This is a genomic window from Massilia sp. Masssp94, assembly GCF_059491305.1.
Genome location: NZ_CP168501.1, coordinates 5,135,230 through 5,160,571, shown reverse-complemented (window position 1 = coordinate 5,160,571; position 25,342 = coordinate 5,135,230). Strand labels below are relative to the sequence as shown.

Below are 25,342 nucleotides of genomic sequence, written 5' to 3'. Positions count from 1 at the left end.
AAAAAAAAGGTTCTTCACGGATTTCCGGGAAACGCGGCTTTGATCTTCAGGAAGAAGAAGGCGCTATCCCGGTAGCCGTAGGCCATCCGCTTCATTACTTTGATGCGGTTGTTGATACCCTCGAGTTGGCCGGTGTGCATCGGCCAGCGTAATCTGGACACGATGCCGCGCCAGTATGGTCGGAGTTTGGCGGCGAACTTACGCAGCGCCTCGATACCGCTGTCTCGTGCCATGGCGAGCCAGTTACGCCAGGAGGCAAGCCACGACCTGGCACTGCCATGCTGCCATAGCTCTTTCAAACTGGCCTTCATGACGTAGACGGTCATCAAAGTCTGGTTCGCCGTGAGCAGTTCGTTGAGCGTGGTTCGCTGGTCGGGTGGCACGTTCTCCGGATTGCGCAGCAGGAGCCAGCGAGCTCGCTTCACGACCTTGCGTTGAGGGCGGTTGTCGCGCAGACGATTGGCCTCGTCGACACGTACGCGGTCGATTACTTCACGGCCGTACTTGGCGATGACGTGAAACAGATCGTAGACGACACGGGCGTTCGGACAGTGCTGCCGTACTTCCAGGTCGAATGCCGTGTTCATGTCCATCGCGACGGCTTCGATATTGGTACAACGCCGCACGCCAAGCCAGTCGAAAAACGGCCGGATCGCCTCACGGCTGCGACCTTCTCCAACCCAAAGGACGCGTCGGGTATCGGCATCCAGCACAACGGTTGCGTAACGATGGCCCTTGAAAAGGGCGAATTCATCCATCACAAGCCGCTTTGGCTGTGGCTCGGGCAGTGCGGCCAGTTGGCGTTCCAGCCGGGCGCGCTCGATCGTACGCACCGTTTCCCAATGCAGACCAGCGAGCTTGCAGACGTGAGCGACAGGCAGTTTTTCGCACCATCGACTCACGAAATCGGCCAGCGAGCGGGTTACTCGAGCGTGGCGATCAAGCCAGCTCACGCGCTCGGTTCGTGTGCCGCATTGTCCGCACCGAAGGCGCCTGATCGGTACTCGCAACCACACCGGTTGCCCGAACATCGGCAGCTCTCGAATATGCCTTACTCCTGCTTCGTGCACGCGATAGCAGTGATGGCCACACCCACTACAAACCATCGGAGCCGATGGACAGCGCCGCAGATCGATCCATATGGCGTCGGCACGCCGTTCCAATTTTGATGCGATGAAGCCTTCCCAGAACGGGAGCTCGAGATTATGATTCGTCATGAAAGCGGTAAGTTGAGTCAGGTTTTGTTGGTCGCACAACAAGTCTAACTCTTCTTTACCGCTTTCTTTGTTTACCGGTTACTTCCCGCTAATCCGTGAAGAACCAAAAAAAAGCCGGGCAGTGCCCGGCTTCCATGATTGCGTTGCTTATTTCGCCGCAGTCGCCAGCAGCATCTCGTTCAAGCGCTTCACGAACGCCGCCGGATCCGTCAGGCTGCCGCCTTCGGCCAGCATCGCCTGGTCGAACAGGATGTGCGCCCAGTCGCCGAAACGCGGGCTCGCGGCGTCCTCGTACTTCAGGCGCGTGACGAGCGGGTGGTTCGGGTTGATCTCGAGGATCGGCTTGCTCTCCGGCGCGTTCTGTCCGGCCGCCTTCAGCATGCGCACGAGGTTCGCGGACAGTTCGTGTTCGTCCGCCACGAGGCAGGCCGGCGAATCCGTCAGGCGGAACGTGACGCGCACGTCCTTGGCCTTGTCGGCCAGCGCACTCTTCATCTTCTCGACGAGATCCTTGTACTGCGTCTCGGTCTCTTCGTGCTCCTTCTTCTCGGCCTCGTCCTCGAGCTTGCCCAGGTCCAGGCCGCCCTTCGCGACGGACACCAGTTCCTTGCCGTCGAAGTCGTTCAGGAACGACAGCATCCACTCGTCCACGCGGTCGGTCAGCAGCAGCACCTCGACGCCCTTCTTGCGGAAGATCTCCAGGTGCGGGCTGTTCTTCGCGGCGTTGTAATTGTCAGCCGTGACGTAATAGATCTTGTCCTGGCCTTCCTTCATGCGGCCGATGTAGTCGGCGAACGACACGGTCTGGTCCGCGGAATCCGTGTGCGTGGACGCGAAGCGCAGCAGCTTGGCGATTCGGTCCTTGTTGGTGGCATCCTCGCCGATGCCTTCCTTCAGCACCTGGCCGAATTCCTTCCAGAACGTCGCGTACTTGTCCTTGCCTTCCTGCTCGTCGCTGTTGGCCATCTCTTCCAGCATGCCCAGCACGCGCTTGGTCGAGCCTTCGCGGATCACGCGCACGTCGCGCGATTCCTGCAGGATCTCGCGCGAGACGTTCAGCGGCAGGTCGTTCGAATCGATCACGCCCTTCACGAAGCGCAGGTAGACCGGCATCAGCTGCTCGGCATCGTCCATGATGAAGACGCGCTTCACGTACAGCTTGATGCCGCCGCGCTTGTTGCGGTCCCACAGGTCGAACGGGGCGTGGCCCGGCACGTACAGCAGCTGCGTGTATTCGCTGCGGCCTTCGACGCGGTTGTGCGTGTACGCGAGCGGCGGCTGGAAGTCGTGCGAGACGTGTTTATAAAACTCTTCGTACTGCTCTTTGGTGATGTCCGACTTCGAGCGGGCCCACAGCGCGGACGCCTGGTTGACGGTCTCGAATTCGTCCTTGACGACGGTTTCCTTCTTCTCCTCGTCCCACTCCTCCTTCGGCATCATGATCGGGAGCGAGATGTGGTCGGAGTACTTGCGGATGATGGACTTCAGCTTCCACGACGACAGCAGCTCCTCCTCGCCGTCGCGCAGGTGCAGGATGATGTCGGTGCCGCGGCCGGTCTTCCCGACCTGCTCGACGGTGTAGTCGCCCTCGCCCGTCGATTCCCAACGGACGCCGTCCGCCGCGTCGGCGCCCGCACGGCGGGTCTCGACGGTGACGCGGTCGGCCACGATGAAGGCCGAGTAGAACCCCACGCCGAACTGGCCGATCAGCGCGGCGTCGGCCTGCTGGTCGCCCGACAGCCTGCTGAAGAATTCCTTGGTGCCCGACTTGGCGATCGTGCCCAGGTGCGAAATCACCTCGTCGCGGCTCATGCCGATGCCGTTGTCGGAAATGGTGACGGTCTTCGCATCCTTGTCGAACAGGACCTTGATCTTCAGTTCATGGTCGTTGCCGTACAGGCTGTCGTTATTGATGGCCTCGAAGCGCAGCTTGTCGGCCGCGTCGGACGCATTGGAAATCAGTTCTCGGAGGAAAATTTCCTTGTTCGAATACAAGGAGTGGATCATCAGTTGCAGCAGCTGTTTGACTTCTGCTTGGAACCCAAGGGTTTCTTTTTCGGCGACAGCCATCTTTTATATCCTCGTTGCTAACAGGGTTGGACAGACCGGTTCGATATTGGGATACCAACAGGGATTTCAAGAGCTATTTTTTCCGAATCGTATTTCTTATACATACACTAAGATTCTCGACTTTTTGACCGAGTCGGCATAACGTTGCGGTCGGCCGAAATTTTTTTGTGCGGGCATGTCGAAACCGTGGAAGCCCGATCGTCGTACGGATGGCAGCACCCACAACCACTCACGAAGGAGATACATCATGACCCAGCAAGTGCGTCCCATCCCCGAAGGTTTCCACACGATCACCCCGCACCTCGTCTGCAGCGGCGCGGCCGAGGCGCTGGCGTTCTACGCGCAGGCCTTCGGCGCCGTCGAAATGAGCCGCATGCCCGGCCCGGACGGCAAGATCATGCACGCCCAGATGCGCATCGGCGACTCGATCTTCATGCTGGCCGACGACTTCCCCGACTACGGCTGCGTCGGCCCGCTGGCGCTGAAGAACACGCCCGTCTACATCCACCTGTACGTGGAAGACGTCGACGCCGCCTACGCCCGCGCCATCGAAGCGGGCGGCAAGCCCATCATGCAGGTCGCCGACATGTTCTGGGGCGACCGCTACGGCCAGCTCGAGGACCCGTTCGGCCACCGCTGGTCGATCGCCACCCACAAGCGCGACATGACGCCCGAACAGATCCGGGAAGAAATGCTGCAATCGATGGGCCAGGGCTGCGCAGGAGCACAGCAATGAAATTCATGGTGATCGTGAAGGCCAGCGCGGCCTCGGAAGCCGGCATCATGCCGAGCGAAAAACTGTTCACGGACATGGGCAACTTCAACGAGGAACTCGTCAAGGCCGGCGTCATGCTGGCCGGCGAAGGCCTCCACCCCAGTTCCAAGGGCGCCCGTATTCGCTTCAATGGCGACCAGCGCACCGTGATCGACGGCCCGTTCACGGAAACGAAGGAACTCGTGGCCGGTTTCTGGCTGATCGAGGTGGGTTCGAAGGAAGAAGCCATCGAGTGGTTCAAGCGCTGCCCGAATCCGCACGAAGGTGTCGAGAGCGAGATCGAAATCCGCCAGATCTTCGGCCCCGACGACTTCGGCACGGACCTCCCGGCCGACGTCCGCGCACAGGAAGACCGCCTGCGCGAACAAATGGCGGCACGCTAAGGAGACCACCATGCAGTTCATGCTCATCCGTACCGACAACGGCACGCGCGCCGCGGCCGCCGATCCGCAGGCCGTGCTGGACGACCTGCTGCGCCGCCTGCCGGGCGGCCAGACGGCGACCGCCGACGGCCCGCGCGCCCCAGCGCTCGCGCTGGCCTTCGCGCCGGACGCCGACGCGCGGCGCCTGAAGCTCTGGCCCGGCGGCGAAGCCGTGACGTCCGGGCCCTTCCCGCCCGGCGAGCGCCTGCCGGCCGGTTTTGCCGTGTTCGAGGCGCCGTCGCGCGCCGCGGCGCTGGCATGGCTGCAGGCCAATGGCGTGGTCTCCGCCAACGACGACGTCACGGTGGAATTGCGCGAGACGGGTTGCCCCGGCGGCTGCGCGGGCATCCCGCCCGGCGCCGCCGGCGACGACACGTGCTACGCGATCCTGCTGCGGTCCGACGCCGGCACCGAGCGCGACGCCATCCCGCTGCAGGAAAAGCTGGACCGGCTGAACGCCTTCAACGCCATCCACGCGGCGGCCGGCACGCTGCTGGCCGGCGACGGCCTGAAGTCCACCGCGCGCGGCGCCCGCGTGCGCGTGGCGAACGGCGGCGCCAGCATCATCGACGGCCCGTTCGCGGAAGCCAAGGAATTGATCGCCGGCTTCTGGATGATCCGCGCGTCCTCCATCGATGCCGCGCTGGACTGGGCGCGCACCCTGCCCTATCCGACCGGGCCGGAAGTCGAGGTCGAGGTCCGGCCGGTGGCGCTGATCGCGCCGCTGGGCAAGCACGCGCCGGTCGATGCGGCCACGGCGCGGCTGCGCGAGGATGCCAGCGTGCGCGCCGAGCAGCTCGACGCCGCCCTGCGCGCCGAGCTGGCGCCGCAACCGGCCTGGGACCGTCCGTGACATGACGCGCGGCGCCGACACGGGCAAGATCGTCGAGGCCGTCTGGCGCATGGAGTCGGCGCGCATCGTCGGCGCGCTGACCCGCATGCTGCGCGACCTCGGCCGGGCCGAGGAACTCGCCCAGGATGCGCTGCTGGAAGCGCTGGAGCGCTGGCCGGCGGACGGCGTGCCGGACCGTCCCGGCGCGTGGCTGATGCAGGTGGCCAAGCGGCGCGCCCTCGACCACCTGCGCCACCATGCCATGCACGCCAGCAAGGAAGGCGAGCTGAGCTGGGAGATGGACAACCTGCTCGCGGACGGCGGCAGTTTCCGCGACCCGGCCGAGCTGGCCGCGCTGACGCAGGAGACCGCGGGCGAGATCGACGACGACGTGCTGCGCCTGATCTTCGTCTGCTGCCACCCCGTGCTGTCGGCCGAGGCGCGCGCGGCGCTGGCGTTGAAACTGCTGGGCGGTCTCGCCACCGGAGAAATCGCCCGCGCCTTCCTCGTGCCGGAAGCGACGGTCGCCCAGCGCATCGTGCGTGCCAAGCGCACGCTGGCGGAAGCGCGCGTGCCGTTCGAGGTGCCGCGCGACGACGAACTCAAGCCGCGCCTCGCGTCCGTGCTGCAGGTGATCTATCTGATTTATAACGAAGGCTATTCCGCGAGCGCGGGCAACGAATGGCTGCGGCCGACACTGTGCCGCGAAGCGCTGCGCCTCGGCCGCGTGCTGGCGGAACTGATGCCCGACGAGGGCGAAGTCCACGGCCTCGTCGCGCTGATGGAAATCCAGTCCTCGCGCGAGCGCGCCCGCACGGGTCCGGACGGCGCGCCGATCCTTTTGATGGACCAGGACCGTTCGCGCTGGGACCGCCTGCTGATCGGCCGCGGGCTGGCCGCGCTCGACCGCGCGGGCCGCCTCGGCGCCCTCGGCCCGTACGCGCTGCAGGCCGCCATCGCCGCCTGCCACGCGCGCGCGCTCACACCCGACGCGACGGATTGGGCCCGCATCGCCGCGCTGTACGATGCGCTGTCGCAACTGACGCCGTCGCCCGTCGTGGAACTGAACCGCGCCGTGGCACTGGGCATGGCCTATGGTCCCGACGCGGGCCTGGCCCTCGCCGACGCGCTGCTGGACGTGCCGGCGCTGCGCAACTACCATCTGCTGCCGAGCGTGCGCGGCGACCTGCTGGCGAAACTGGGCCGGCATGCGGAAGCGAAGGCGGAGTTCGAACGGGCCGCCGGCCTCACGCAGAACGAGCGCGAGCAGGCGCTGCTGCTGGAGCGTGCACGGTCGAGTGCGCTACTGGAGAGATAGACCCGTGAACAAAATCGACCTCAAGAAAGACCTCAAGCATTTGTACCAGCCGTCCGCGCGCGACGTTGTGCACGTGGACGTCCCCGCAATCCGCTACCTGATGATCGACGGCACGGGCGATCCGAACACCTCGCCGCACTATGCGCGGGCCGTGGAAGCGCTGTTCTCCGTGTCCTATACGGCCAAGTTCATGGTCAAGAAGGGACCGGCGGCCATCGACTACGCGGTGATGCCGCTGGAAGGCCTGTGGTGGTCGGACGACATGGCGTCGTTCGTCGCCAACGACCGGACGAAGTGGCAGTGGACGATGATGATCCACCAGCCGGCCTTCGTCGACGAGTCGCTGTTGCGCGACGCGATGGCGGAGGTGAAGCGCAAAAAGGGACTGGACACCGTCGACGCGCTGCGGATCGAACGTTTCACGGAAGGCCCGTGCGCCCAGATCCTGCATGTCGGCCCGTTCACCGAAGAGGGGCCGACGATCCAGCGGGTGCACGATTTCATCGAGGCGCGCGGCCGCCTCGCCGGCAAGCACCACGAAATCTACCTGAGCGACATCCGCCGTGCCGATCCGGCCCGGTGGAAGACGGTCATTCGCCAGCCGATGGCGTAGCAGACAGGAACGGCGCCAGTGCCTGCCCGGCCGCGGCCGGATTGACGGCGCGTGCCTGCAGCGCATGCATGGCGACGGCGACGTCGGCCTTGCGGCCGCTGTCGTGCAACAGGGCCTGGTTGTCGGCCATGGCGCGCAGCAGCTGGGTCGTGAGGCGGTCCAGCTCGGGACGGATGGTCTTGCCGAGGTCGGGCGCGTCGTCGAAGCGGCCGGCGCCCTCCGCTTGCCAGCGCTCGTACAGCGCGCGCTGCACCGTCTTGGAGGCTTCGATCTGCGCCCGGAACACGGTGCGGATCCATGCTTCCGGCAGGCCCAGCACGCCGCCCTGGCGCACGGCCGCGGCGATGACTTGTTCCTCGCGCGGCAGGTCTTCGATGGCCGCCTTCGCATTCCACTTGGCCCGCGCCACATCCTGCGCCAGCAGCAGGCGCTGGTCGATGGCCTGGCGCAGCGGCTCCAGCCCCCAGGGGAACGCCAGCCAGCGGTCCAGGCGCCGCGGCACGTCGCCGTCGTCGAGACGTCGCTGCAGCCAGCGGTCGACGTACGTCTTCAGCGCCGCATCACGCGGCAGCAGGATGGCCTTCTCCGCCATGTCGAACGGCGCCTCCGGATGCACCGCGCACAGCTGCGGATGCAGGCGCTGCTGCAAACGGGTTTCGATGGCGTCGGTCATCATCAGGTCGGCCGCACCGCTGACGATCTGGCCGAAGATGGTCACGTTGTCCGGGTACACGATCAGCCGGGCGTGCGGCGCGCGGGCGCGCGCGAAGCGTTCGTTGGTGCCGCCCGGATTGACGATCAGCCGCACCTCCGGCCGGTCGATCTGCGCCAGCGCCTGGTACCGGGCGACGTTCTCGCAGCGTGTGATCGGCGTCTTGCCGTCGTGCAGATACGGCACCGAAAACAGCGCCTGCCGTTGGCGCTCGGCCGTCACCGAGACGCCGCTCAGCGCGAGATCGAACTTGTCCGCCCCCAGGTCGGCCATCAACGTCGGCCAGGTGGTCGGCACCAGTTCCAGCCGCACGCCGAGCGAGCGCGCCAGTTCGCCTGCCAGCTCCACGTCCATGCCGATGAACCCGCCGCCGGTCTGCTGGTAGCTGAAGGGCTTGTAGTCGCCCGTACTGCCCACGCGCAGCACGCCGCGCGCGGCGATGTCGTCCAGCCGGCCGGCCTGCGCCGGCGTCAGTGCAGCTGTCAGCAGGACGGCCATCCCGGCTCTAAAAATCGTTGCTGCGCGCATGCTGTTCCTTTGTCTGTCCGTGGCGGACCGCGCAGCGTAGGACAAGAGAATATGCCTGTCAAGCCGGGCCGAGCACCGCCGCGAGCCCGTCGAAGACGAACGCCGTGAACTGCCGGATCCGCTGCACGCGCCTCAGGTCGGGATGCGTGAGGATCCACACGTCCGTGTCCAGCGCCGGATCGGGATCGGCCAGCCGGACGAGCCCCGGCCGCGCATCCGCAAGCAGGCATAACAGCATGCCGGCGCCGAGGCCGGCCTCGACGGCAGCCGCCATGCCCAGCAGCGAATCCACGCTGGCGGCGATTTTCTCCGCCGGCACGTGCTCGCGCAGCCAGCGGGCCTGGCGCAGGTGCGCGAGGCTGTCGTCGGGCGCGATCCACTCGTGGTCTCCCCGCGGCCGCTGCGCCAGATAGGCCGCCGACGCGTACGGCGCCGTGCGCAGGGTGCCGGCCTTGCGGCCGACGAGGTTGTCCGGCGGCGTGTTCGACGGCCGGATGGCGACGTCCGCATCGCGCTTCGACAAATTCAGGAAGCTGTTGTTGACCGTGATCTGCAACTGGATGCCGGGGTAGCGCACGCGAAAATCCGCCAGCGCCGGCAGCAGCACGGCCATCAGGGTATCGGTCGTCGTGACGCGTATCGTGCCCTGCAGTGCCGCATCCTGGCCGGCCAGCTTCCGCTCGATGTCCTGCATGCCCTCGCCGATCGGGGTCAGCAGCACCTGCAATTCCTCGCCGCTCGCCGTCAGCACGTAGCCGGTCTGGAAGCGCTCGAACAGGCGGACGTCGAGCGCCGTCTCCAGCTTGTCCAGCCGGCGCAGCACCGTCGAGTGGCTCTGGCCGAGCCGGCGCGCGGCGGCCGAGACGGACCCGCTGCCCGCCACCGCCAGAAAGTATTGATAGTCGTCCCAGTCCATGGATGCGCAAAAACAGACAAGCAATGTCTGAACAAATAGAATGTTCATCCATTTTTGCACAAGCTACGCTCTCCCTGTCAATCACAGGAGAGAAGCATGAATACCGCTTATGTCGCCGCTACCCCGAACGGCAGGAAACTCATCATCGCGCTGGAACAACCCGGCCTCGATTACCGGGTCCACCACGTCACCTGCGACGAGCCGGGCATCGCCCCGCGCGACTATCCGGGTCGCGCGGGCCGCGAGCAAGATGCGGAAAGCCTGACATGAATACGATTTATATCGTTATCGCCTTCCTGGCAGGCTGCGGCCTGCCGTTGCAGGCTGCCGCCAATGCGCGCCTGGGCAAGGCCGTCGCGAGCCTGTTCGCCGCCGCGACTGTGCAACTGTTCGTCGCCACCGTCTTGCTGTTCCTGGCCGTCACCGCCGGCGGCGCCCTGCCCGCGCTGGGCCGGCTGGGGCAAGCCCACTGGTGGCAGCTGCTGGGCGGCCTCGCCAGCGCCCTGTTTGTCGTTGCGGGGATCGTGTTCATCCCGCGCATCGGCGCCGTCACCACGATCGGGCTGTTCATCGCGGGGCAAGCGTTCACCTCGCTGCTGCTGGACGGTGCCGGGCTGCTGGGCGTCGCGCAACGGGCGCCCGGACCGTTCACGTGGCTGGGCGCCGCTTGCGTCGCCGCCGGCATCCTGTTGATCGTGCGTGGCCAGCGTCCCGCGGCAGGGGCCCCGCCCCGCCGGATCAAGCCGGCGTGGGTCGCGGCGGCCGCGCTGTGCGGCGGCGTGCTGCCCGTGCAGGGTGCGCTCAACGCGGCCGTCGCGCGGACCGTCGGTGCGCCGCTGGTCGTGTCGCTCGCGAGTTTCGCCGTCGCGACGGCGGGCATGGCGATCGTGCTCGCCCTCGCGATGGCATTGAATCGCAACGAACGTCCGAAGCTCGGCGGGCTGTGCGCCATACCGTGGTGGGCGTGGCTGGGCGGACCGGTGGGCGTGTGCTATGTCACGACCGTCTTCCTCGCGCTGCCCGTGATCGGCGCGGCCGCGACGGTCGGATTCACGATCGCCGGGCAACAGGTCGTGGCGATCCTGACCGACCGGTTCGGCCTGTTCGGGCTGCCGAAGAGCGCCGTCTCCGGCGTGCGGTTCGCCGGCGCGCTGGTGCTGCTGGCCGGCGTCGTGTCGATCAAGCTCCCCTGACCATCAGGCCAATGAGCGCTCGAGGAAGCGCCACGCGGTGTCGTCCTCCATGGCCGCCACGTTCAGGCGCAGCTTCGTGGACGGCAGCTGGGTCGGCGAGAACAGGCTGCCGGGCGCCAGCAGCAGGCCCTCGTCCATCGCGCGGGCGGCCAGCACGTTCGTGTCGCGGCCGCAGTCTGCCCACGCGAACATGCCGGCCGTCGGCGCCGGCTCCAGGGTCATGCCGAGCGACTCGATGCGGCGCAGCACCGGCGGGCGGATGGCGTCCAGGCGGGTACGGATGCGGTCCAGGTGCTTGCGGTACACGCCCTCGGACAGGATTTTATAAACGACCCGCTCGCCCAGGTCGCTCGTGGAGAGCGTCGCCAGCATCTTGCGGTCGGCCAGGCGCTGCGCGATGTCGCTCGAGGCCGCGATGAAGCCCACACGCAGGTTCGGCGCCAGCGATTTCGAAAAGCCGCCCAGGTAGATCACACGCTGCAGCTGGTCCAGCGCCGCCAGCCGCGTGGCGGGCTGCGAACCGCCCGGGTGCAGGTCGCAATAGATGTCGTCTTCCACCATCGTGATGTCGTGGCGCTCGGCGATGCGCAGGATCTGGAAGGCCTTCGCGGCCGACAGCGACGTGGAGCTCGGGTTGTGCAGCACCGAGTTGATGATGTACAGGCGCGGCTTGTGCAGCGCCGCCAGCGCCTCGAACTCGGCCAGGTCCGGGCCGTCCGCCTGGCGCCGGATGCCGACCACTTTCAGTCCCATCGCGGCGAACGAGCCGAACATCAGGAACCAGGCCGGGTCGTCGACGAACACGGTGTCGCCGGGGCGGCAGAACTCGCGCGCGACGAGGTCCAGGCCTTGCGTCACGCCCAGCGTCGTCACGAACTGTTCGGGCGCGGCCGCGATTTCCAGTTCCGCCAGCTTGCGCTGCAGCTGTTCGCGCAGCGGCGCGTACCCCTGCGGGCTGGCGTAGTTCAGCAGCGCGCTGCTGTTCTGGCGGCTGACGGCGCGCAGCGCGTTGGCGACGCCCTGCCCGTCCAGCCACGCGGTCGGCAGGACGCCGGCCGCGCTCGTCGGCTGGCCCGGCATCTGGCGGAACATGTGGCGGACCAGCCAGACGACGTCCAGCGCGCGCTTTTCCAGCGCGCCCGCAATGTCCGGGTCGTCGCGGCGCAGCGCCGTATTCAGCGGCGCGCGCTCGCGCACGAAGAAGCCGGCGCCGCGGCGCGATTCCAGGTAGCCCTGCGCGACGAGGCGGTCGTAGCTGGCCACGACCGTGAACGGCGAGACGCCATGCGCCGCGGCGAAGCGGCGGATCGAGGGCATGCGGCTACCGACGCGCAGCTGCTTGTCGTCGATCCGGGCGCTGATCATCCGGACGATCTGGTCGGCCAGCGGTTCGCCGGAATCGCGTGACAGCAATGTCGGGATCGTTGTATCGGTCATTTCACCATTACAGTGCGAAAAGGATATCGGTAAGTGTATAGGGACTGTACTGCTCGTCCGGACTAGCATAACCCTGACCAAAGTTTGCTGCAACGACAACCGGAGAACTGATGCGTCCCACCACCCTCACACCGACGCCGACCGTCGGCACGACGTCCGACGAAGCGCGCGGCATGCTGCTCGGCCTGATCGGCGTCGCCATCTTCAGCCTCACCCTGCCGTTCACGCGGCTCGCGGTGCGCGCGCTCGACCCGCTGTTCCTCACGCTGGCGCGCGCGCTGGGCGCCGCCGTGCTGGCGGCCGGCTGGCTGCGCATGCGCCGCGTCGCGTGGCCGGGACGCGCGGCGCTGCGGCCCCTGGTCATCGTGGGGCTCGGCTGCGTGCTCGGGTTTCCGCTGCTCAGCTCGATCGCGATGCGCAGCGTGCCGGCGTCGCACGGTGCCGTGCTGGCGGGGATGCTGCCGCTGGCGACCGCGCTGTACGCGGCCCTTCGGGGCTACGAGCGGCCATGGAACCGGTTCTGGCTCGTCGCGCTCCTGGGTTCCGGGCTGGTCGTCGCGTTCGCGCTGAGCCAGGGCGGCGGCGCGCTGCAGGCGGCCGATGTACTGATGTTCGGCGCCATCGTCTCCGCCGCGGCCGGGTATGCGGAAGGCGGCCGCCTGGCGCGCACGCTGGGCGGGCAGGAAACGATCTGCTGGGCGCTCGTACTGGCCGCCGTTCCGGCCGCCGTCCTGCTGCTGGCGCTGGAGGGCGAGCAGATCGGCCGCCTGGGCGATGTCGGCCCGGCCAGCTGGCTCGCGTTCGGCTACGTCACCGTCTTCTCGATGTTCATCGGCTTCTTTTTCTGGTACCGCGGCCTGGCGCTGGGCGGCGTGGCCCGCGTGGGACAGGTGCAGCTGCTGCAGCCGTTCCTGTCGCTGGCCGGGGCCGCCGTCCTGCTCGGCGAAACGCTCACACTGGCCAACGTCGGCTTCGCGCTGGCCGTGATCGCGACCGTGGCACTGGGCCGGCGCATGCAGGTGAGGCGATAATGACTATGCATCCAGGCACGCCCACGCTGTCCGGCACGACGTACAATATCGGCTTTCTTTTCACACAACCCTGGGGAATCCATGTCCGTCTACGACAAACTCAACGCACTGAACATCACCCTCTCGGCACCGGCGACGCCGGCGGCTGCCTATGTCATGTATGCACAGACCGGCAACCTGGTCTTCCTGTCCGGCCACATTTCCAAGAATGCGGACGGCACGGTGCACACCGGCCTGCTGGGCAAGGACAACACGACGGAACAGGGCAAGGCGGCGGCGCGCGCCGTGGCGGTCGACCTGATCGGCACGCTGCAGGCGGCCGTCGGCGGCGACCTGAACCGCGTCAAGCGCATCGTCAAGGTGATGAGCCTGGTCGCGTCGACGCCGGACTACACGGAACAGCACCTCGTCACGAACGGCTGCTCGGAACTGCTGGGCGAAGTGTTCGGCGACGCGGGCAAGCACGCGCGCTCGGCCTTCGGCGTGGCGTCGCTGCCCCTCGGTGCCTCGGTCGAGATCGAACTGATCGCCGAAGTGGAATAAACTATCGGCCTGCTACAGAAATTTAACCGGAGCATGCTTATCAGGCGTGCTCCTCTATTGAGAGAGCAGCCTACCCGGCGTGCTTTATAATGGCCGACGCACCATCGTGGCCCTTCCTGTGAGACCAGTATGAAAATCGAAAACCCCAATCCCATCCAGTGGCAGTTCTCGGAGCGTGCCCAGCAGCTGCAAAGCTCGGCGATCCGCGAGATCCTGAAGATCACCCAGCGTCCGGAGATCATCTCCTTCGCCGGCGGCCTGCCCTCGCCCGCCACCTTCCCCGTCGAACGCATGAAGGCAGCCTACGACAAGGTGCTCAGCGAAAACGGCAAACAAGCGCTGCAGTACGGACCGACGGACGGCTACGCGCCGCTGCGCGAATGGGTGGCTGACTACCTGTCCACGGAAGGCTCAAGAATCGTGCCGGAACAGATCCTGATGGTGTCCGGCTCGCAGCAGGCCCTCGACCTGCTCGGCAAGGTCCTGATCGACGAAGGCTCGCGCGTGCTGGTGGAAACCCCCAGCTACCTCGGCGCGCTGCAAGCGTTCTCGGTCTACCGTCCGGAATTCCAGTCGGTCGACACGGACGACCACGGCCTGGTGCCGTCGTCGATCGAGCCGCTGGCCAAGGGTGCACGCCTGCTGTACTCGCTGCCGAACTTCCAGAACCCGACCGGCCGCTCGCTGTCGATCGAGCGCCGCCGCGAACTGGTGGAAACCTGCGCCCGCCTCGGCCTGCCGCTGATCGAGGACGATCCGTACGGCGCGCTGTCGTACAAGGGCGAGCCGATGCCGCGCATGCTGTCGATGAACCCGGACGGCGTCATCTACATGGGCTCGTTCTCGAAAGTGCTGACGCCGGGTATCCGCCTGGGCTACGTCGTCGCCCCGCTGCCGCTCGTGCGCCGCCTCGAGCTGGCCAAGCAGGCCGCCGACCTGCACACCGCCACGCTGACGCAGATGGTCGTGCACGAAGTCGTCAAGGACGGCTTCCTGAACGAACACATCCCGACCATCCGCAACCTGTACGCCAACCAGTGCCAGGTGATGCTGGACGCGATGGCCGAGCAGTTCCCGGAAGGCGTGACGTGGACCCGCCCGGAAGGCGGCATGTTCATCTGGGTCACGCTGCCGAAGCACATCGACGCGATGAAACTGCTGGACCAGGCGATCGCCGCCCGCGTCGCGTTCGTCCCGGGCGCCCCGTTCTACGCCAACAAGCCGGAAACGAACACGTTGCGCCTGTCGTTCGTGACGGTGCCGCCGGAGCGCATCCGCGAAGGCATCGCGACCCTCGGCAAGCTGATCAAGGACCAGATGTAAGCCTTCGTTCCAGCCCGGCGGCAGCAATACCGCCGGGTATCGACAATTGTTGAACAGATCAGACAATTGTCAGTTGCGCAAAAGTTACAGATTTTTCCACTTGTAAAAGAAGTTGTTACCCCACGTCAGTGCTGCGAGGTGTATGATTTTGGACGCAATATAAACGTGCAGTCCTCGCAAAGCACCGTATGACCAACCCAGTGCCCGTGCCGCTTGCCGACCCGCGCAAGCCCGCCATCCTCATCGTCGACGACGCGCCCGACAACCTCGGCACGCTGCGTTCGATGATGCTGCGTCAAGGGTACCAGACGTTCGTCGCCACTTCCGGCGACCGCGCGCTGGACATCGCCCAACGCGTCAAGCCGGACCTGATCCTGCTGGACGTCGTCATGCCCGGCATCGACGGCCTGGAGACGTGCCGCCGCCTGAAGGCGCATCCGGCCACGACGCGCATCCCAGTGATCTTCATGAGCGCGCGCGGCGAGACGGAAGACATCGTCGCCGGTTTCGACACGGGCGCCGCCGACTACATCCCGAAGCCCCTGCGCCTGGAAGAAGTGTGCGCCCGCGTGCGCGCCCAGCTGCGCCTGCGCAGCGGCAGCGACACCCAGTCGGAACAGACCGACCGCCTGCGCATGATCGTCAACAGCATGGACCAGGGCCTGCTGATCGTCGAGGGCTGCGGCCGCGTGCAGTACGCGAACCCGGCGTGCGACCGCTACCTGGGCTATGCGCCGGAAGAGCTGGTCGGCCAGTCGCTGAAGGATCTGCTGGACTGCAAGGAACCCGGCTGCTGCGAAGGCCTCGATGCGATGGTCTACGGCACGCGCGAAGTGAAGATCCGCCACCGCGATGGCAACCTGCGCGCGATGGACCTGACGATGACGCCGATGCATGCGGCGGACGGCCTGTTCGTCGTCCTGCTGCACGACATCACGCACCACAAGCAATCCGAGGACGCGCTGCAGCGCGCCGCGATGCTGGACCCGCTGACCAAGATCGCCAACCGCCGCCACTTCGACGCCTTCCTGGACAAGGAATGGCACCGCGCCATCCGCAACGCCCAGCCGCTGTCGCTGGTCGTGCTGGACGTCGACCACTTCAAGCTGTACAACGACACGCTGGGCCACGCGGCAGGCGACGTCTGCCTGCAGAAGGTCGCGCAGACGCTGCAGGACCACGCCGCGCGCCCGACCGACCTGGCGGCCCGCTACGGCGGCGAGGAATTCGTGCTGCTATTCGCCGAGACGCCCGCGGAAAACGCGGCGCTCCTGGCGGAGATGATCCGCGCGGCCGTAGCGGCGCTGGAAATCCCGAATCCGGGTTCGACGACGTCGACCTGGCTCACGGTGTCCGTGGGCGTGGCGACGATCGTGCCGACGCAGCTCGATGCGGTCGACAACCTGTTCGTGTGCGCGGACCGCGCGATGTATGCGGCCAAGGCCGGGGGGCGCAACCGGGTGGAGTCGACCATTGTCGGGGCGGCGTGGGATGTCGTGCACGACGCGGCGGTGTTCTGAACGCGCCCTGAACGCCCGTGGGCAGTCCCATGCAGTCCTGCAGGCCTAAACGACCGGGCCTCCCCGCGCCCGCGCATAAATGCCGACCGCTTTGCCGTATATCTCGGTGTCCGCTTCGTAAGTCAGGCCAAGGCGTTGGGCGACGCGCAGCGACGATTCATTGGCTGCGGCGATGACGGCGCGGACTTTCGGTTCGCGCCGGACCTCGAGCGCATGGTGCATGGCGGCCGCCGCCGCTTCGTTCGCGAATCCGCGGCCCCAACATTCGCGATAGGTATTCCAGCCAAGCTCCATCACGGCGGAATCCTCGCGAAAGAACGCGCCGACGCTCCCGACGAGCCGACCCGTCGCCTTTTCCTCGACAGCCCACCACCCGGCACCGTGGATGAGCCACAGGCCCGCTTGCGAACAAAAGATGCGCCAGGCGGCATGGCGGTCGGCCGGGACCAGGTGGGCCGCGCTGACCGGGTCGGCCAGGTGCGCCGCGAATGCGTCGAAGTCCTCGCGCCGGTATGCGCGCAGGAGGAGCCGTTCCGTGTGAAGGTAGGGAACAGAAGTGATGAAGTCGGTATTCTCCGGGGAATCGGTCGGATCGTCGTTCACAGCCACTCCACAGGGTAACTCGGAAGGCCCAGTGTATGAGCTAGGGCTGACGCCCGTCAACGCTGCGGATACCCGGTAATCTCCGCAATCTCCCGATACAACGGCTGCAACTGCCGATACATCTTCAAATAGACCTGCCGGTACAGCCGCTCGTACACGTCGCGATGCGCCGGCACCGGCTCGAACACCCGCCCCACGCGCGTCATCGCGCCGATCGCCGTGGCGAAATCGCGGTGCAGGCCCAGCCCCACGGCCGCGTCGATGGCGGCGCCCAGCCCGGACGTCTCGTACACGTGCGGGCGCGACGTCGGCAGGCCGAAGATGTCGGCCGTCAGCTGCATCGCGCAATCGCTCTGCGATCCGCCGCCGGACACGCGCAGTTCCGTGATCGCCACGCCGCTGCGCTTTTCGATGCGTTCCTTCCCCTCGCGCAGCGCGTACGCGAGGCCTTCCAGGATCGCGCGGTACACGTGCGCCCGCGTGTGCACGTCGCCGAAGCCGACGATCGCGCCCTTCGCTTCGCGGCCCGGCACGCGGATGCCGGGCGTCCAGTACGGCTGCAGCATCAGCCCCATCGATCCGGGCGGGACGGAACGCGCCAGCTGGTCGAACAGCTGTTCCGGCGCCACGTCTTCCGCCAGCGCGCGCTGCTGTTCGCGGTGGCCGAACTGCTCCTTGAACCAGTTGACCATCCAGTACCCGCGGAACACCTGCACCTCGCTGCTGTACGCGCCCGGGATCGCGGCCGGATACGGCGGCAAGAAGGGCGTCACCTCGACGTAGCGCGTGCCCGTCGTGTTGATGGTCGCCGTCGTGCCGTAGCTGAGGCATCCGACGTGCGGTTCGCGGCAGCCGGCACCGATCACTTCGCAGGCTTTATCGGCCGCCGCGGCCAGCACCGGCGTGCCGGCCGGGATGCCGGTCGCGTCGGACGCATCCCGGCCGATCTCGCCCAGGCGGTCGCCCGGCTCGACGAGTTCCGGCAGCATGCGCGGCTCGACGGCCAGCGCCTGCCACTTCCAGTCGCGCGGACCGGCCCAGCGGCGGCGCTTGTAATCGAACGGGACGTATGCGACCTGCGAGCCGGACGAATCCGCGAAGCGTCCGCACAGCCGCCAGTTCAGGTAGCCGGACAGCAGCAGGAACTTGTCCGTCGCGGCCCATACGTCGGGCTCGTGCGCGCGGATCCAGTTGATCTCCGCCTCGCCTCGAAAATAATCGATGGTGCCGTCCACGCGCGCCAGCTTGAACGCCGTGCGCCACCACCACGAGAGCGGCGGAACGGTGTCGGTGTGGCGCTGGTCGAGCCATGTGATCGCGGGCCGCAGCGGCCGGCCGTTGCGGTCGAGATTCACCACGGTGCCGCGCTGCGTCGTCACGGCCACGCCGGCGATGGCGTCGCGCCGGACGCCGGGCTGCGTCCACAGGCCCTGGCATGCGCGGCACAACGCCTGCCAGTAATCCTCGGGGTCGTGCTCGGCCCAGCCGGGCTGCGTGGAGAAATACGGGTCCAGCATCACCTGCGATTTCGCGACGATGTTCCCGGCGAGGTCGAACAGCAGCGCGCGCACGCTCTGGGTGCCGTTGTCGATGGCGAGGATCGTCGTCGCGTCGCAGTTCTTTCTAGTCTTCATGTCGCAAACCGTGGTGAAAGGTCCAGTGCGCGCGGTACGCGGCGTCTTCCTGCGCCCAGCGGGCATCGTCCCAGCCGAGCTCCGGCTGGCAGATGGCGCGGATGCGGTCCATGTGCGCCGTGCCGCCGTCGCGCAGCAGCAGGCCGAGGCGCGTGCGGCGCAGCAGCAGGTCGTCCAGCCGGCGGACGGCTTCGGCGCGCGCGGCCCAGCGCAGTTCGGCCCACGCGGTCTCCGTCCCGGGGATCCGTTCCAGTTCGCCGGGCCGCGCGGCGTCCAGCAGCGCCGCCGCGCAAGCGCCATGACGGCCGAGGAGGCGCCGCGGCACACCGGCGCCGACCTGGGACACGGGCGCGAACACGGCGCGGGCATCGAGCGGATCGTTCCAGCCGGGCAGCTGCTGTTTTACCAGCCGCAGCGCATCGAGCGCAATGGCGCGGAACGTCGTGAGCTTGCCGCCGGCAATCGCCACGAGGCCGGCCGAACTCCACGCGACATGCTCGCGCCCTTCCTGCGACGGCGCCCCGCCCTCCTTGCCCGCGACGACGGGGCGCACGCCCGCGTAAGTGGCCACGATGTCCCGGTCGGTTAGTTGCAGATGCGGGAACTGCGCCTGCAGCGCCGCCATCAGGTAAGCCACTTCCGCGCGCGTGATGCGGGCCGCGCGATCCATGCCGTCCGTGTGGTCCAGGTCCGTCGTGCCGACCAGCGTTGCGCCTTCCCACGGAAACGCGAACACGGGCCGGCCGTCGTGCGGATGCATCAGGCTCACCGCGCGCGCCAGCGGCAGCCGCCATGCGGGCAGCACGAGATGGCTGCCGCGCAGCGGACGCAGGCGCGGGCCGGCGCCGTGCAGAGGGCCGGACCACGCGCCCGTCGCATCGACCACGACCCGGGCACGCACCGCGTAGTCAGTACCGTCGCCGGCGAGCAGCGCCCCGCACACGCGGCCACCCGGGGAGCGCAGCAACTCGCTCGCACCGAGATAATTGACGGCCGCCGCGCCATGATCGAGCGCCTCGCGCAAGACCCGCAGCACGAGGCGGGCATCGTCCGTGCGCGCGTCCGTGTAGACGATGCCGCCCGCAAGACCGTCCCGCTTTACATTCGGCGCCGCCATCAGGAAATCGTCGGCATCGAGCCAGTGCCGTTCGCGCCGGCCCGCCATCACGTCATAGATCGCGAGGCCGGCCAGGAAGCTGCGCCGGCCGCGCGCGCCCTCGTACTGCGCGAACGCGAAGCCCTGCGGTTCGACGAGGCCTGGCGCGCAGGCGAGCAGCATCTCGCGCTCGCGCACGGATTCCGCCGTCAGCCGCACGTGGCCGTCCTTCAGGTAGCGCAGGCCGCCGTGCACGAGCTTCGACGAGCGGCTCGACGTGCCCCACGCGAAATCGTGGCGCTCGACCAGCAGCGCCTTCAGCCCCCGCCGTGCGGCCTCCAGCAGCACGCCGGCGCCGCTGATGCCGCCGCCGATCACGAGCACGTCCCAGTCGCGCGCCAGCACGTCCGCCAGGCCCGCGCGACCGCCCCGCTGCCACAGCGCGGCGAAGGCGCCGTTCACGGCGTCACCAGCTTGCCCGGATTCATGCGGCCGTCCGGATCGAATGCGCGGAACAGGGTGCGCAGCGCGGCCATGCCCAGTTCTCCCTTTTCGTGCGCGAGCCACGGCGCGTGGTCGCGGCCCACGCCGTGCTGGTGGCTGATCGTGCCGCCGCTCGCGACGATCGCTTCGGACAGCGCCGTCTTCAGCAGGCGCCAGCGCGCGAGGTCCGCGTCGTAGTCGCCCGCCAGGCGCCAGATGAACGTCGAGTAGACGCTCGCGCCCTGCGGATACAGGTGCGACAGGTGCGTGTACGCGTGCACCCGTTCGCCGTCGCGCGCGAGGGCATCGTGCGCGGCCCGTTCGATGGCACGCATGCCGGGCGTGACGCGCGGCCAGTCGAGCGCCGTCTCCACCGTGTCGATCGCAAAGCCGTGCGTCCACGCGCTGTTGCGCAGGTAGACGTTGCGGAAGCGGTTGCGCTTCCACCGCTCGCCGAGTCCCCGGCCGACGTGCACGCCGCCATCGCGCCGCGCGAGCGCCAGCGCCGCCTTCAGCGCGGCACGTGCCTGCGCCTTCTCTCCGCTCGCGCCCACGAGCAGCATGCATTTATCAGGGCCCGCGCCGCGCAGCTTCAGCCACGTCTCCAGCAGCGCCACCTGGCGGCCGTGGCCGGCCAGGGTGAGCATCGTCGCCGTCTCCACCGCGTTCGACAGGCGCAGCATCGACAGGCCCAGTCGCGCCTGCACGATGGTGCGCACGGCCCGCTCGGCCGCCGTCCAGTCGGGGAAGAACACCGCGTGGAACGCTTCGTATTCGGGCAGGCGGCTGATGCGCACCGCCGCTTCCGTCAGGATGCCGAGCCGTCCTTCCGACCCCAGCACCAGTTCGCGCAGGTCGGGGCCTGCGGCGGACGCCGGAAAGGTGGGGATGGCGAGCGGGCCGGCGGGCGTCTCCACGCGGCCGCCGGCGAACAGCTGCTCGATGCGGCCGTAGCGCAGCGATTGCTGGCCGGACGAACGCGTCACGACCCAGCCGCCCAGCGTCGAATAATCGAACGATTGCGGGAAGTGGCCGAGCGTGTAGCCGTGCGCGCGCAGCTGCGCTTCCAGGTCCGGGCCGGCCACGCCGGCTTCGAACACGGCCAGCTGCGCATCCGCGTCGATGGATACGAGAGCCCGCATGCGCGCCATGTCGACGCACAAGGTCGGCCGCGCGCCGACTGCATCCAGGTGTCCGGCGACGCTCGTGCCGCCGCCGTACGGGACGACGGCCGCGTCGTGGTCCGCGGCCCAGCGCAGCAGGGTGCGCACGTCGGCGCCGCTTTCCGGGAACGCGACGCCATCCGGCGCCGTGCCGATGCGGCCGTAGCGCAGGCGCAGCCAGTCCCGCAGGCTCTGGCCCGCCGCATGCGTCAGGCGGGTCTGCGGCGTCGCATCGACCAAAGGATGCGCCGGCAGCCGGCCCGCCTGCAGGGCAGCGCACAGCGCGTCGAACCCGGCGTCGCGCGGGGCCGCGCTGGCGCCGACCTGCCCGCGCAGGAAATCCAGCGCGGGCTCGCCCAGCGCCACCTCGATCGTATCGTCTCCCCAGCCGTTCCAGCGTCGCATTGGTTCTTTTCTCCGTACACGGTGTTCATCCTGCGGCTATACTGCCTTGCGTCATCACGACAGTATTGCGGATTCATGCCAAGCGCTTGTTCGAACATGCCAGCCACGCCGCCCCGGGTCACCGCGGCCTACCTGCAGCCGCTGCTGGAGACGGCCGCCGCGCGCGGTATCGACGCGGCCGCGCTGGCATCAAGCGCCGGTCTCGCCGCCATCGCATCGGACCCGCTGCCGGCCGCCGACTACATCGCCCTGCTGGACGCGGGCAGCCGCCTCGCGGGCGATCCGCATTTCGGCCTGCACGTGGGCGAGCGCGTGCGGCCCGGCACGTACAGCGTGTACGGCCTCGTGCTGCTGGCCTGCCGCGACATCGGCCAGGCGCTGGATCAGACGCAACGCTACGAACAGCTGGCACACGACCTCGGACGCTCGCGCCTGGAGCCGCGCGGCGCGCTCGCCCGCTACACGTGGACGAGCCGCTATCCGCATGCGAGCCGGCACCTGGCGGAAAGCGTGTTCGCGGGCATCCGCACATTCGGGTCGTGGCTCGCGGGACGTCCGCTCGCGCCGCGCGCCCTCGCGTTCGCGCATGCGCGCCCGCCCGATGCCGACCCGGCCGAGTACGCGCGCGTGCTGGGCACGATGCCGGACTTCGGCGCGTCCGCGCACACCGCCGACTTCGACGCCTCCCTCCTCGCGCTGCCGCTGCCCGCCGCGGACATCACCATGTACCCGCTGCTGCAGCAGCACGCCGAACGCCTGCTGCGCGAACGGGAACAAACGGCCAGCGGGATCGTCGCGCAGGTCCATGCGGCCATCGTCGACGCGCTCGCCCGCGAACCCGTGCGGCTGGCCGGCATCGCCGCGGCGCTGGACCTGTCCCCGCGCACCTTGCAGCGCAAGCTGGCCGACGCCGGCGCGACGTTCCAGCAGGTGCTCGATGCTGCCCGTTACGCGCTCGCGATGGATTATTTGCGCCAGGACGGGCTGTCGCTCGTCGACATCGCTTTCCTGCTCGGCTTCCAGGAACAAAGCGCGTTCACGCATGCGTTCCGCGAATGGTCGGGCATGAATCCCGGCGCGTGGCGGGAACGGACGGCCGGTAAAAAATAGATCTGAACGTGGGCGTTTTCATAACGGATGCCCGCTGCGGTTTTGCTATAACGGCGGGTTGACCCGGCCGCTGGGCTGGACTACACACGGAGAGTCAATACAAATGTGGAAATCATTATTCATTGGAGGCCTGTCCGCGTGCGCACTGGCGGCACATGCCGCGCCGCCGACCATGCAGCGCGTGGGCACGGGCATGGAGGTGCGCACGGACCAGGGCGTGCTGATGATCGAGCCGGTGGCGCCGCGCGTCGTCCACGTCCGCTTCGGCCCCGCGGGCTACACGGGCAATTACAACCCGGCCGTCATCGCGCAGCCGCAGAAGATCGCGTTCGACATCGGTGAATCCGCCGACGCGTGGACGCTGTCCACCGCCGGCCTGAAGGTGCGCGTGGGACGCCAGGACGGCAACGTCTCGTTCCAGACGCCGGACGGCAAGGAGATCGTCAAGGAAGGCGGGCGCGACCTGTCGCGCGGCGTCGTGCAGCGCTTTTATAACGACGACCATGGCACGGTCCTGTACGGCCTTGGCCAGCACCAGAACGGCCTGCTCGACTACGGCGGCAACATCGTGCATCTGCAGCAGGCGAACCGCGACGTGGCCGTGCCGATGCTCGTCTCGCCCAAGGGCTACGGCATCCTGTGGAACAACGCGGCCGTCACGGACGTCGAGGTCGACATCCCGTCCGGACCGCCGATCCTGATCCGTTCGGAAGCGGGCGGCGGCGTCGATTATCACTTCATGTACGGCCCGGAACTGGACGACGTGATCAAGGGCTACCGCCGCCTGACGGGCACGGCGCCCATGATGCCGCGCTGGACGTGGGGCCTGTGGCAATCGAAGGAACACTACAAGACGCAGGACGAGCTGCTGTCGGTCGCGGCGAAATACCGTGAGATGAAGGTGCCGCTCGACGCGGTCATCCAGGACTGGCAGTACTGGCTGCCGGGCCAGTGGGGCAGCCACGAATTCGACAAGGCGCGCTTCCCCGATCCGGCCGCGATGGTGAAAAAACTGCATGACCAGAACGTCCACACGATCATTTCCGTGTGGGCCCGCCTCGACCCGGACACCGCCAACACGAAGGCGCTGGACGCGATGGGCGGCCTGTACCCGCCCACCTATCCGAACGTCTACCCGGCCGGCAAGGGCCGCTGGTACGACGCGTACAACCCGCGCGCCCGCGACCTGTACTGGCGCCAGGTCATGCGCGGCCTCGGCACGCTCGGCTTCGACGGCTGGTGGCTGGACGCGTCGGAAGCGGAACTGGGCGGCTGGTGGGGCCAGATGCGCGAGCTGCAGACCGGCGCCGGTCCGGGCAGCGTCGTCTACAACGCCTATCCCCTGCTGCACACGACCGCCGTGCATGACGGGATGAAGCGCGACCAGCCCGGCAAGCGCGCGTTCATCCTGACCCGCTCCGCCTACGCGGGCCAGCAGCGCAACGCGGCCATCACGTGGTCGGGCGACACGATGGGCAACTGGGACGTGTTCCGCCGCCAGATCCCGGCCGGCTTGAATTTCATGTTGAGCGGTATCCCGTACTGGTCGGCCGACATCGGCGGCTTCTTCGGCGGTTCGCCGAAAGATCCGGCGTACGCGGAACTGTTCACGCGCTGGTTCCAGTTCGGCGTGTTCAACCCGATGTTCCGCGTGCACGGCACCGGCGACGGCAAGGAGATCTGGCAGTTCGACGACGCCACGCAGAAGATCATGCGCGACTACATCGACCTGCGCTACCGCCTGCTCCCGTACATCTATTCGGCGTCGTGGGACGTCACGCACAACGACGGCACGATGATGCGCGCCCTCGCCTTCGACTTCCGCGAGGACGAGCACGCGCTGCACATCCCGGACCAGTACATGTTCGGCAAGGCCCTGCTCGTGGCGCCCGTCGTGCAGGCGAAGGCACAGGCGCGCGACGTCTACCTGCCCGGCAACGACGCGTGGTACGACTTCTGGAGCGGCGCGCAGCTGGCGGGCGGCCGGGTCGTGACGGCGAAGGCCGACATCGCGACCATTCCCCTCTACGTCCGCGCCGGCAGCATCCTGCCGCTGGGTCCCGTGAAGCAGTTCGCGGACGAGAAGTCGGATGCGCCGGTGGATCTCGTCGTCTATCCGGGCAAGGATGGCGCCTATGAACTGTATGACGACGGCGGCGACGGTTACGCCTACGAGAAAGGCGCGTATGCGGTCGTGCGGATGACGTGGAACGACGGAGCCAGACGCCTCGACATCGCGCCGCGCCAGGGCCGCTACGACGGCATGCCGGCCCGCCAGGCGTTCGCGGTGCGTTGCGGTTCCAAGGGCGGCGCCATCGTCAAGGTCGTCTATGACGGCAAGGCGGCGTCGGCTTCGCTGCCGCACTGCGGCATGTGAGTTCGACCCGCGACCTTCAAA

Annotated in this window: 22 protein-coding genes and 1 pseudogene; 13 read left to right on the top strand and 10 right to left on the bottom strand. The window is 67.7% G+C overall.

What is annotated here, in order from left to right; genetic code table 11:
• Positions 1–14 precede the first annotated feature (14 nt).
• Both ACEN9G_RS22890 and htpG read right to left on the bottom strand, forming a co-directional pair.
• The gene (locus ACEN9G_RS22890) at positions 15–1,217 is read right to left on the bottom strand and encodes an ISL3 family transposase (protein WP_413346200.1); all 1,203 of its coding nucleotides are present in this window, start codon (positions 1,215–1,217) and stop codon (positions 15–17) included.
• A 147-nt stretch (positions 1,218–1,364) separates the two neighbouring features.
• Complete coding sequence (htpG, locus tag ACEN9G_RS22885; protein WP_413344761.1) at positions 1,365–3,287, bottom strand: molecular chaperone HtpG; 1,923 nt, start codon at positions 3,285–3,287, stop codon at positions 1,365–1,367.
• A 247-nt stretch (positions 3,288–3,534) separates the two neighbouring features.
• On the opposite strand from htpG, the gene ACEN9G_RS22880 reads away from it, so the two are divergent.
• The 5 genes from ACEN9G_RS22880 to ACEN9G_RS22860 are packed head-to-tail and all read left to right on the top strand — an operon-like array spanning position 3,535 to position 7,247.
• Entirely contained in the window at positions 3,535–4,023 is a 489-nt protein-coding gene (locus ACEN9G_RS22880; protein WP_413344760.1) for a VOC family protein, read from the top strand.
• Positions 4,020–4,445 (top strand): YciI family protein, encoded by a 426-nt coding sequence (locus ACEN9G_RS22875; RefSeq protein ID WP_413344758.1) that lies wholly within the window; start codon positions 4,020–4,022, stop codon positions 4,443–4,445. Before ACEN9G_RS22880 ends, ACEN9G_RS22875 begins: the two co-directional genes overlap by 4 nt.
• Positions 4,446–4,455: 10 nt before the next feature.
• The gene (locus ACEN9G_RS22870; RefSeq protein WP_483127006.1) at positions 4,456–5,337 is read left to right on the top strand and encodes a YciI family protein; all 882 of its coding nucleotides are present in this window, start codon (positions 4,456–4,458) and stop codon (positions 5,335–5,337) included.
• 1 nt (position 5,338) lies between these two features.
• Positions 5,339–6,634: an RNA polymerase sigma factor gene (locus ACEN9G_RS22865; RefSeq protein WP_440967532.1), complete on the top strand. Its 1,296-nt coding sequence runs from the start codon at positions 5,339–5,341 to the stop codon at positions 6,632–6,634.
• 4 nt (positions 6,635–6,638) lie between these two features.
• The gene (locus ACEN9G_RS22860; RefSeq protein WP_413344321.1) at positions 6,639–7,247 is read left to right on the top strand and encodes a GyrI-like domain-containing protein; all 609 of its coding nucleotides are present in this window, start codon (positions 6,639–6,641) and stop codon (positions 7,245–7,247) included.
• On the opposite strand, the gene ACEN9G_RS22855 is transcribed toward ACEN9G_RS22860, so the two are convergent.
• The 3 genes and pseudogenes from ACEN9G_RS22855 to ACEN9G_RS22845 all read right to left on the bottom strand — a co-directional run bounded on the left by ACEN9G_RS22855 (position 7,225) and on the right by ACEN9G_RS22845 (position 9,403).
• A complete protein-coding gene (locus tag ACEN9G_RS22855) occupies positions 7,225–7,656 on the bottom strand; it encodes a chorismate mutase (RefSeq protein ID WP_495605567.1) in 432 nt (143 codons plus the stop codon). The genes ACEN9G_RS22860 and ACEN9G_RS22855 overlap by 23 nt on opposite strands.
• Positions 7,657–7,710: 54 nt before the next feature.
• Positions 7,711–8,487: pseudogene (locus ACEN9G_RS22850) on the bottom strand (transporter substrate-binding domain-containing protein); the annotation flags it as partial.
• Positions 8,488–8,545: 58 nt separating this feature from the next.
• Complete coding sequence (locus ACEN9G_RS22845; protein WP_413344323.1) at positions 8,546–9,403, bottom strand: LysR family transcriptional regulator; 858 nt, start codon at positions 9,401–9,403, stop codon at positions 8,546–8,548.
• 96 nt (positions 9,404–9,499) lie between these two features.
• On the opposite strand from ACEN9G_RS22845, the gene ACEN9G_RS22840 reads away from it, so the two are divergent.
• Positions 9,500–9,673, top strand: coding sequence for a thioredoxin domain-containing protein (locus tag ACEN9G_RS22840; protein ID WP_413344325.1), 174 nt, complete (start codon positions 9,500–9,502; stop codon positions 9,671–9,673).
• Positions 9,670–10,596 carry a DMT family transporter gene (locus tag ACEN9G_RS22835; protein ID WP_483127005.1) on the top strand — a complete coding sequence of 309 codons (927 nt, stop codon included), beginning with the start codon at positions 9,670–9,672 and terminating at the stop codon, positions 10,594–10,596. Before ACEN9G_RS22840 ends, ACEN9G_RS22835 begins: the two co-directional genes overlap by 4 nt.
• A gap of 3 nt (positions 10,597–10,599) precedes the next feature.
• Here ACEN9G_RS22835 and ACEN9G_RS22830 read toward each other — a convergent pair whose 3' ends face one another.
• Entirely contained in the window at positions 10,600–12,033 is a 1,434-nt protein-coding gene (locus ACEN9G_RS22830; RefSeq protein WP_413384604.1) for an aminotransferase-like domain-containing protein, read from the bottom strand.
• Positions 12,034–12,143: 110 nt separating this feature from the next.
• Between ACEN9G_RS22830 and ACEN9G_RS22825 the strand changes: the two genes are divergently transcribed.
• The 4 genes from ACEN9G_RS22825 (at position 12,144) to ACEN9G_RS22810 (ending at position 16,450) form a co-directional block, all read left to right on the top strand.
• Positions 12,144–13,064, top strand: a complete 921-nt coding sequence (locus tag ACEN9G_RS22825; protein ID WP_483127003.1) for a DMT family transporter — start codon at positions 12,144–12,146, stop codon at positions 13,062–13,064.
• Positions 13,065–13,145: 81 nt separating this feature from the next.
• Entirely contained in the window at positions 13,146–13,607 is a 462-nt protein-coding gene (locus ACEN9G_RS22820) for a RidA family protein (RefSeq protein WP_413343327.1), read from the top strand.
• A gap of 129 nt (positions 13,608–13,736) precedes the next feature.
• Positions 13,737–14,930, top strand: a complete 1,194-nt coding sequence (locus ACEN9G_RS22815; RefSeq protein WP_413343329.1) for an aminotransferase-like domain-containing protein — start codon at positions 13,737–13,739, stop codon at positions 14,928–14,930.
• Positions 14,931–15,118: 188 nt separating this feature from the next.
• On the top strand, positions 15,119–16,450 hold the full coding sequence (locus tag ACEN9G_RS22810) for a diguanylate cyclase (protein WP_413343331.1): 1,332 nt from the start codon (positions 15,119–15,121) through the stop codon (positions 16,448–16,450).
• Positions 16,451–16,495: 45 nt separating this feature from the next.
• Here the strand turns inward: ACEN9G_RS22810 and ACEN9G_RS22805 are convergent, their stop codons facing one another.
• The 4 genes from ACEN9G_RS22805 to ACEN9G_RS22790 are packed head-to-tail and all read right to left on the bottom strand — an operon-like array spanning position 16,496 to position 21,834.
• On the bottom strand, positions 16,496–17,053 hold the full coding sequence (locus ACEN9G_RS22805) for a GNAT family N-acetyltransferase (RefSeq protein WP_413343333.1): 558 nt from the start codon (positions 17,051–17,053) through the stop codon (positions 16,496–16,498).
• A gap of 56 nt (positions 17,054–17,109) precedes the next feature.
• Complete coding sequence (locus ACEN9G_RS22800; RefSeq protein ID WP_413343334.1) at positions 17,110–18,687, bottom strand: FGGY-family carbohydrate kinase; 1,578 nt, start codon at positions 18,685–18,687, stop codon at positions 17,110–17,112.
• Entirely contained in the window at positions 18,677–20,245 is a 1,569-nt protein-coding gene (locus tag ACEN9G_RS22795; RefSeq protein WP_483127002.1) for a glycerol-3-phosphate dehydrogenase/oxidase, read from the bottom strand. The genes ACEN9G_RS22800 and ACEN9G_RS22795 overlap by 11 nt, the downstream gene beginning before the upstream one ends.
• The gene (locus ACEN9G_RS22790; RefSeq protein ID WP_483127001.1) at positions 20,242–21,834 is read right to left on the bottom strand and encodes an FAD-binding oxidoreductase; all 1,593 of its coding nucleotides are present in this window, start codon (positions 21,832–21,834) and stop codon (positions 20,242–20,244) included. Before ACEN9G_RS22790 ends, ACEN9G_RS22795 begins: the two co-directional genes overlap by 4 nt.
• Before the next feature lie 96 nt (positions 21,835–21,930).
• On the opposite strand from ACEN9G_RS22790, the gene ACEN9G_RS22785 reads away from it, so the two are divergent.
• Positions 21,931–22,944, top strand: a complete 1,014-nt coding sequence (locus ACEN9G_RS22785) for an AraC family transcriptional regulator (protein WP_483127000.1) — start codon at positions 21,931–21,933, stop codon at positions 22,942–22,944.
• Between the two features lie 103 nt (positions 22,945–23,047).
• Entirely contained in the window at positions 23,048–25,321 is a 2,274-nt protein-coding gene (locus ACEN9G_RS22780) for a glycoside hydrolase family 31 protein (RefSeq protein WP_413337424.1), read from the top strand.
• Positions 25,322–25,342 lie beyond the last annotated feature (21 nt).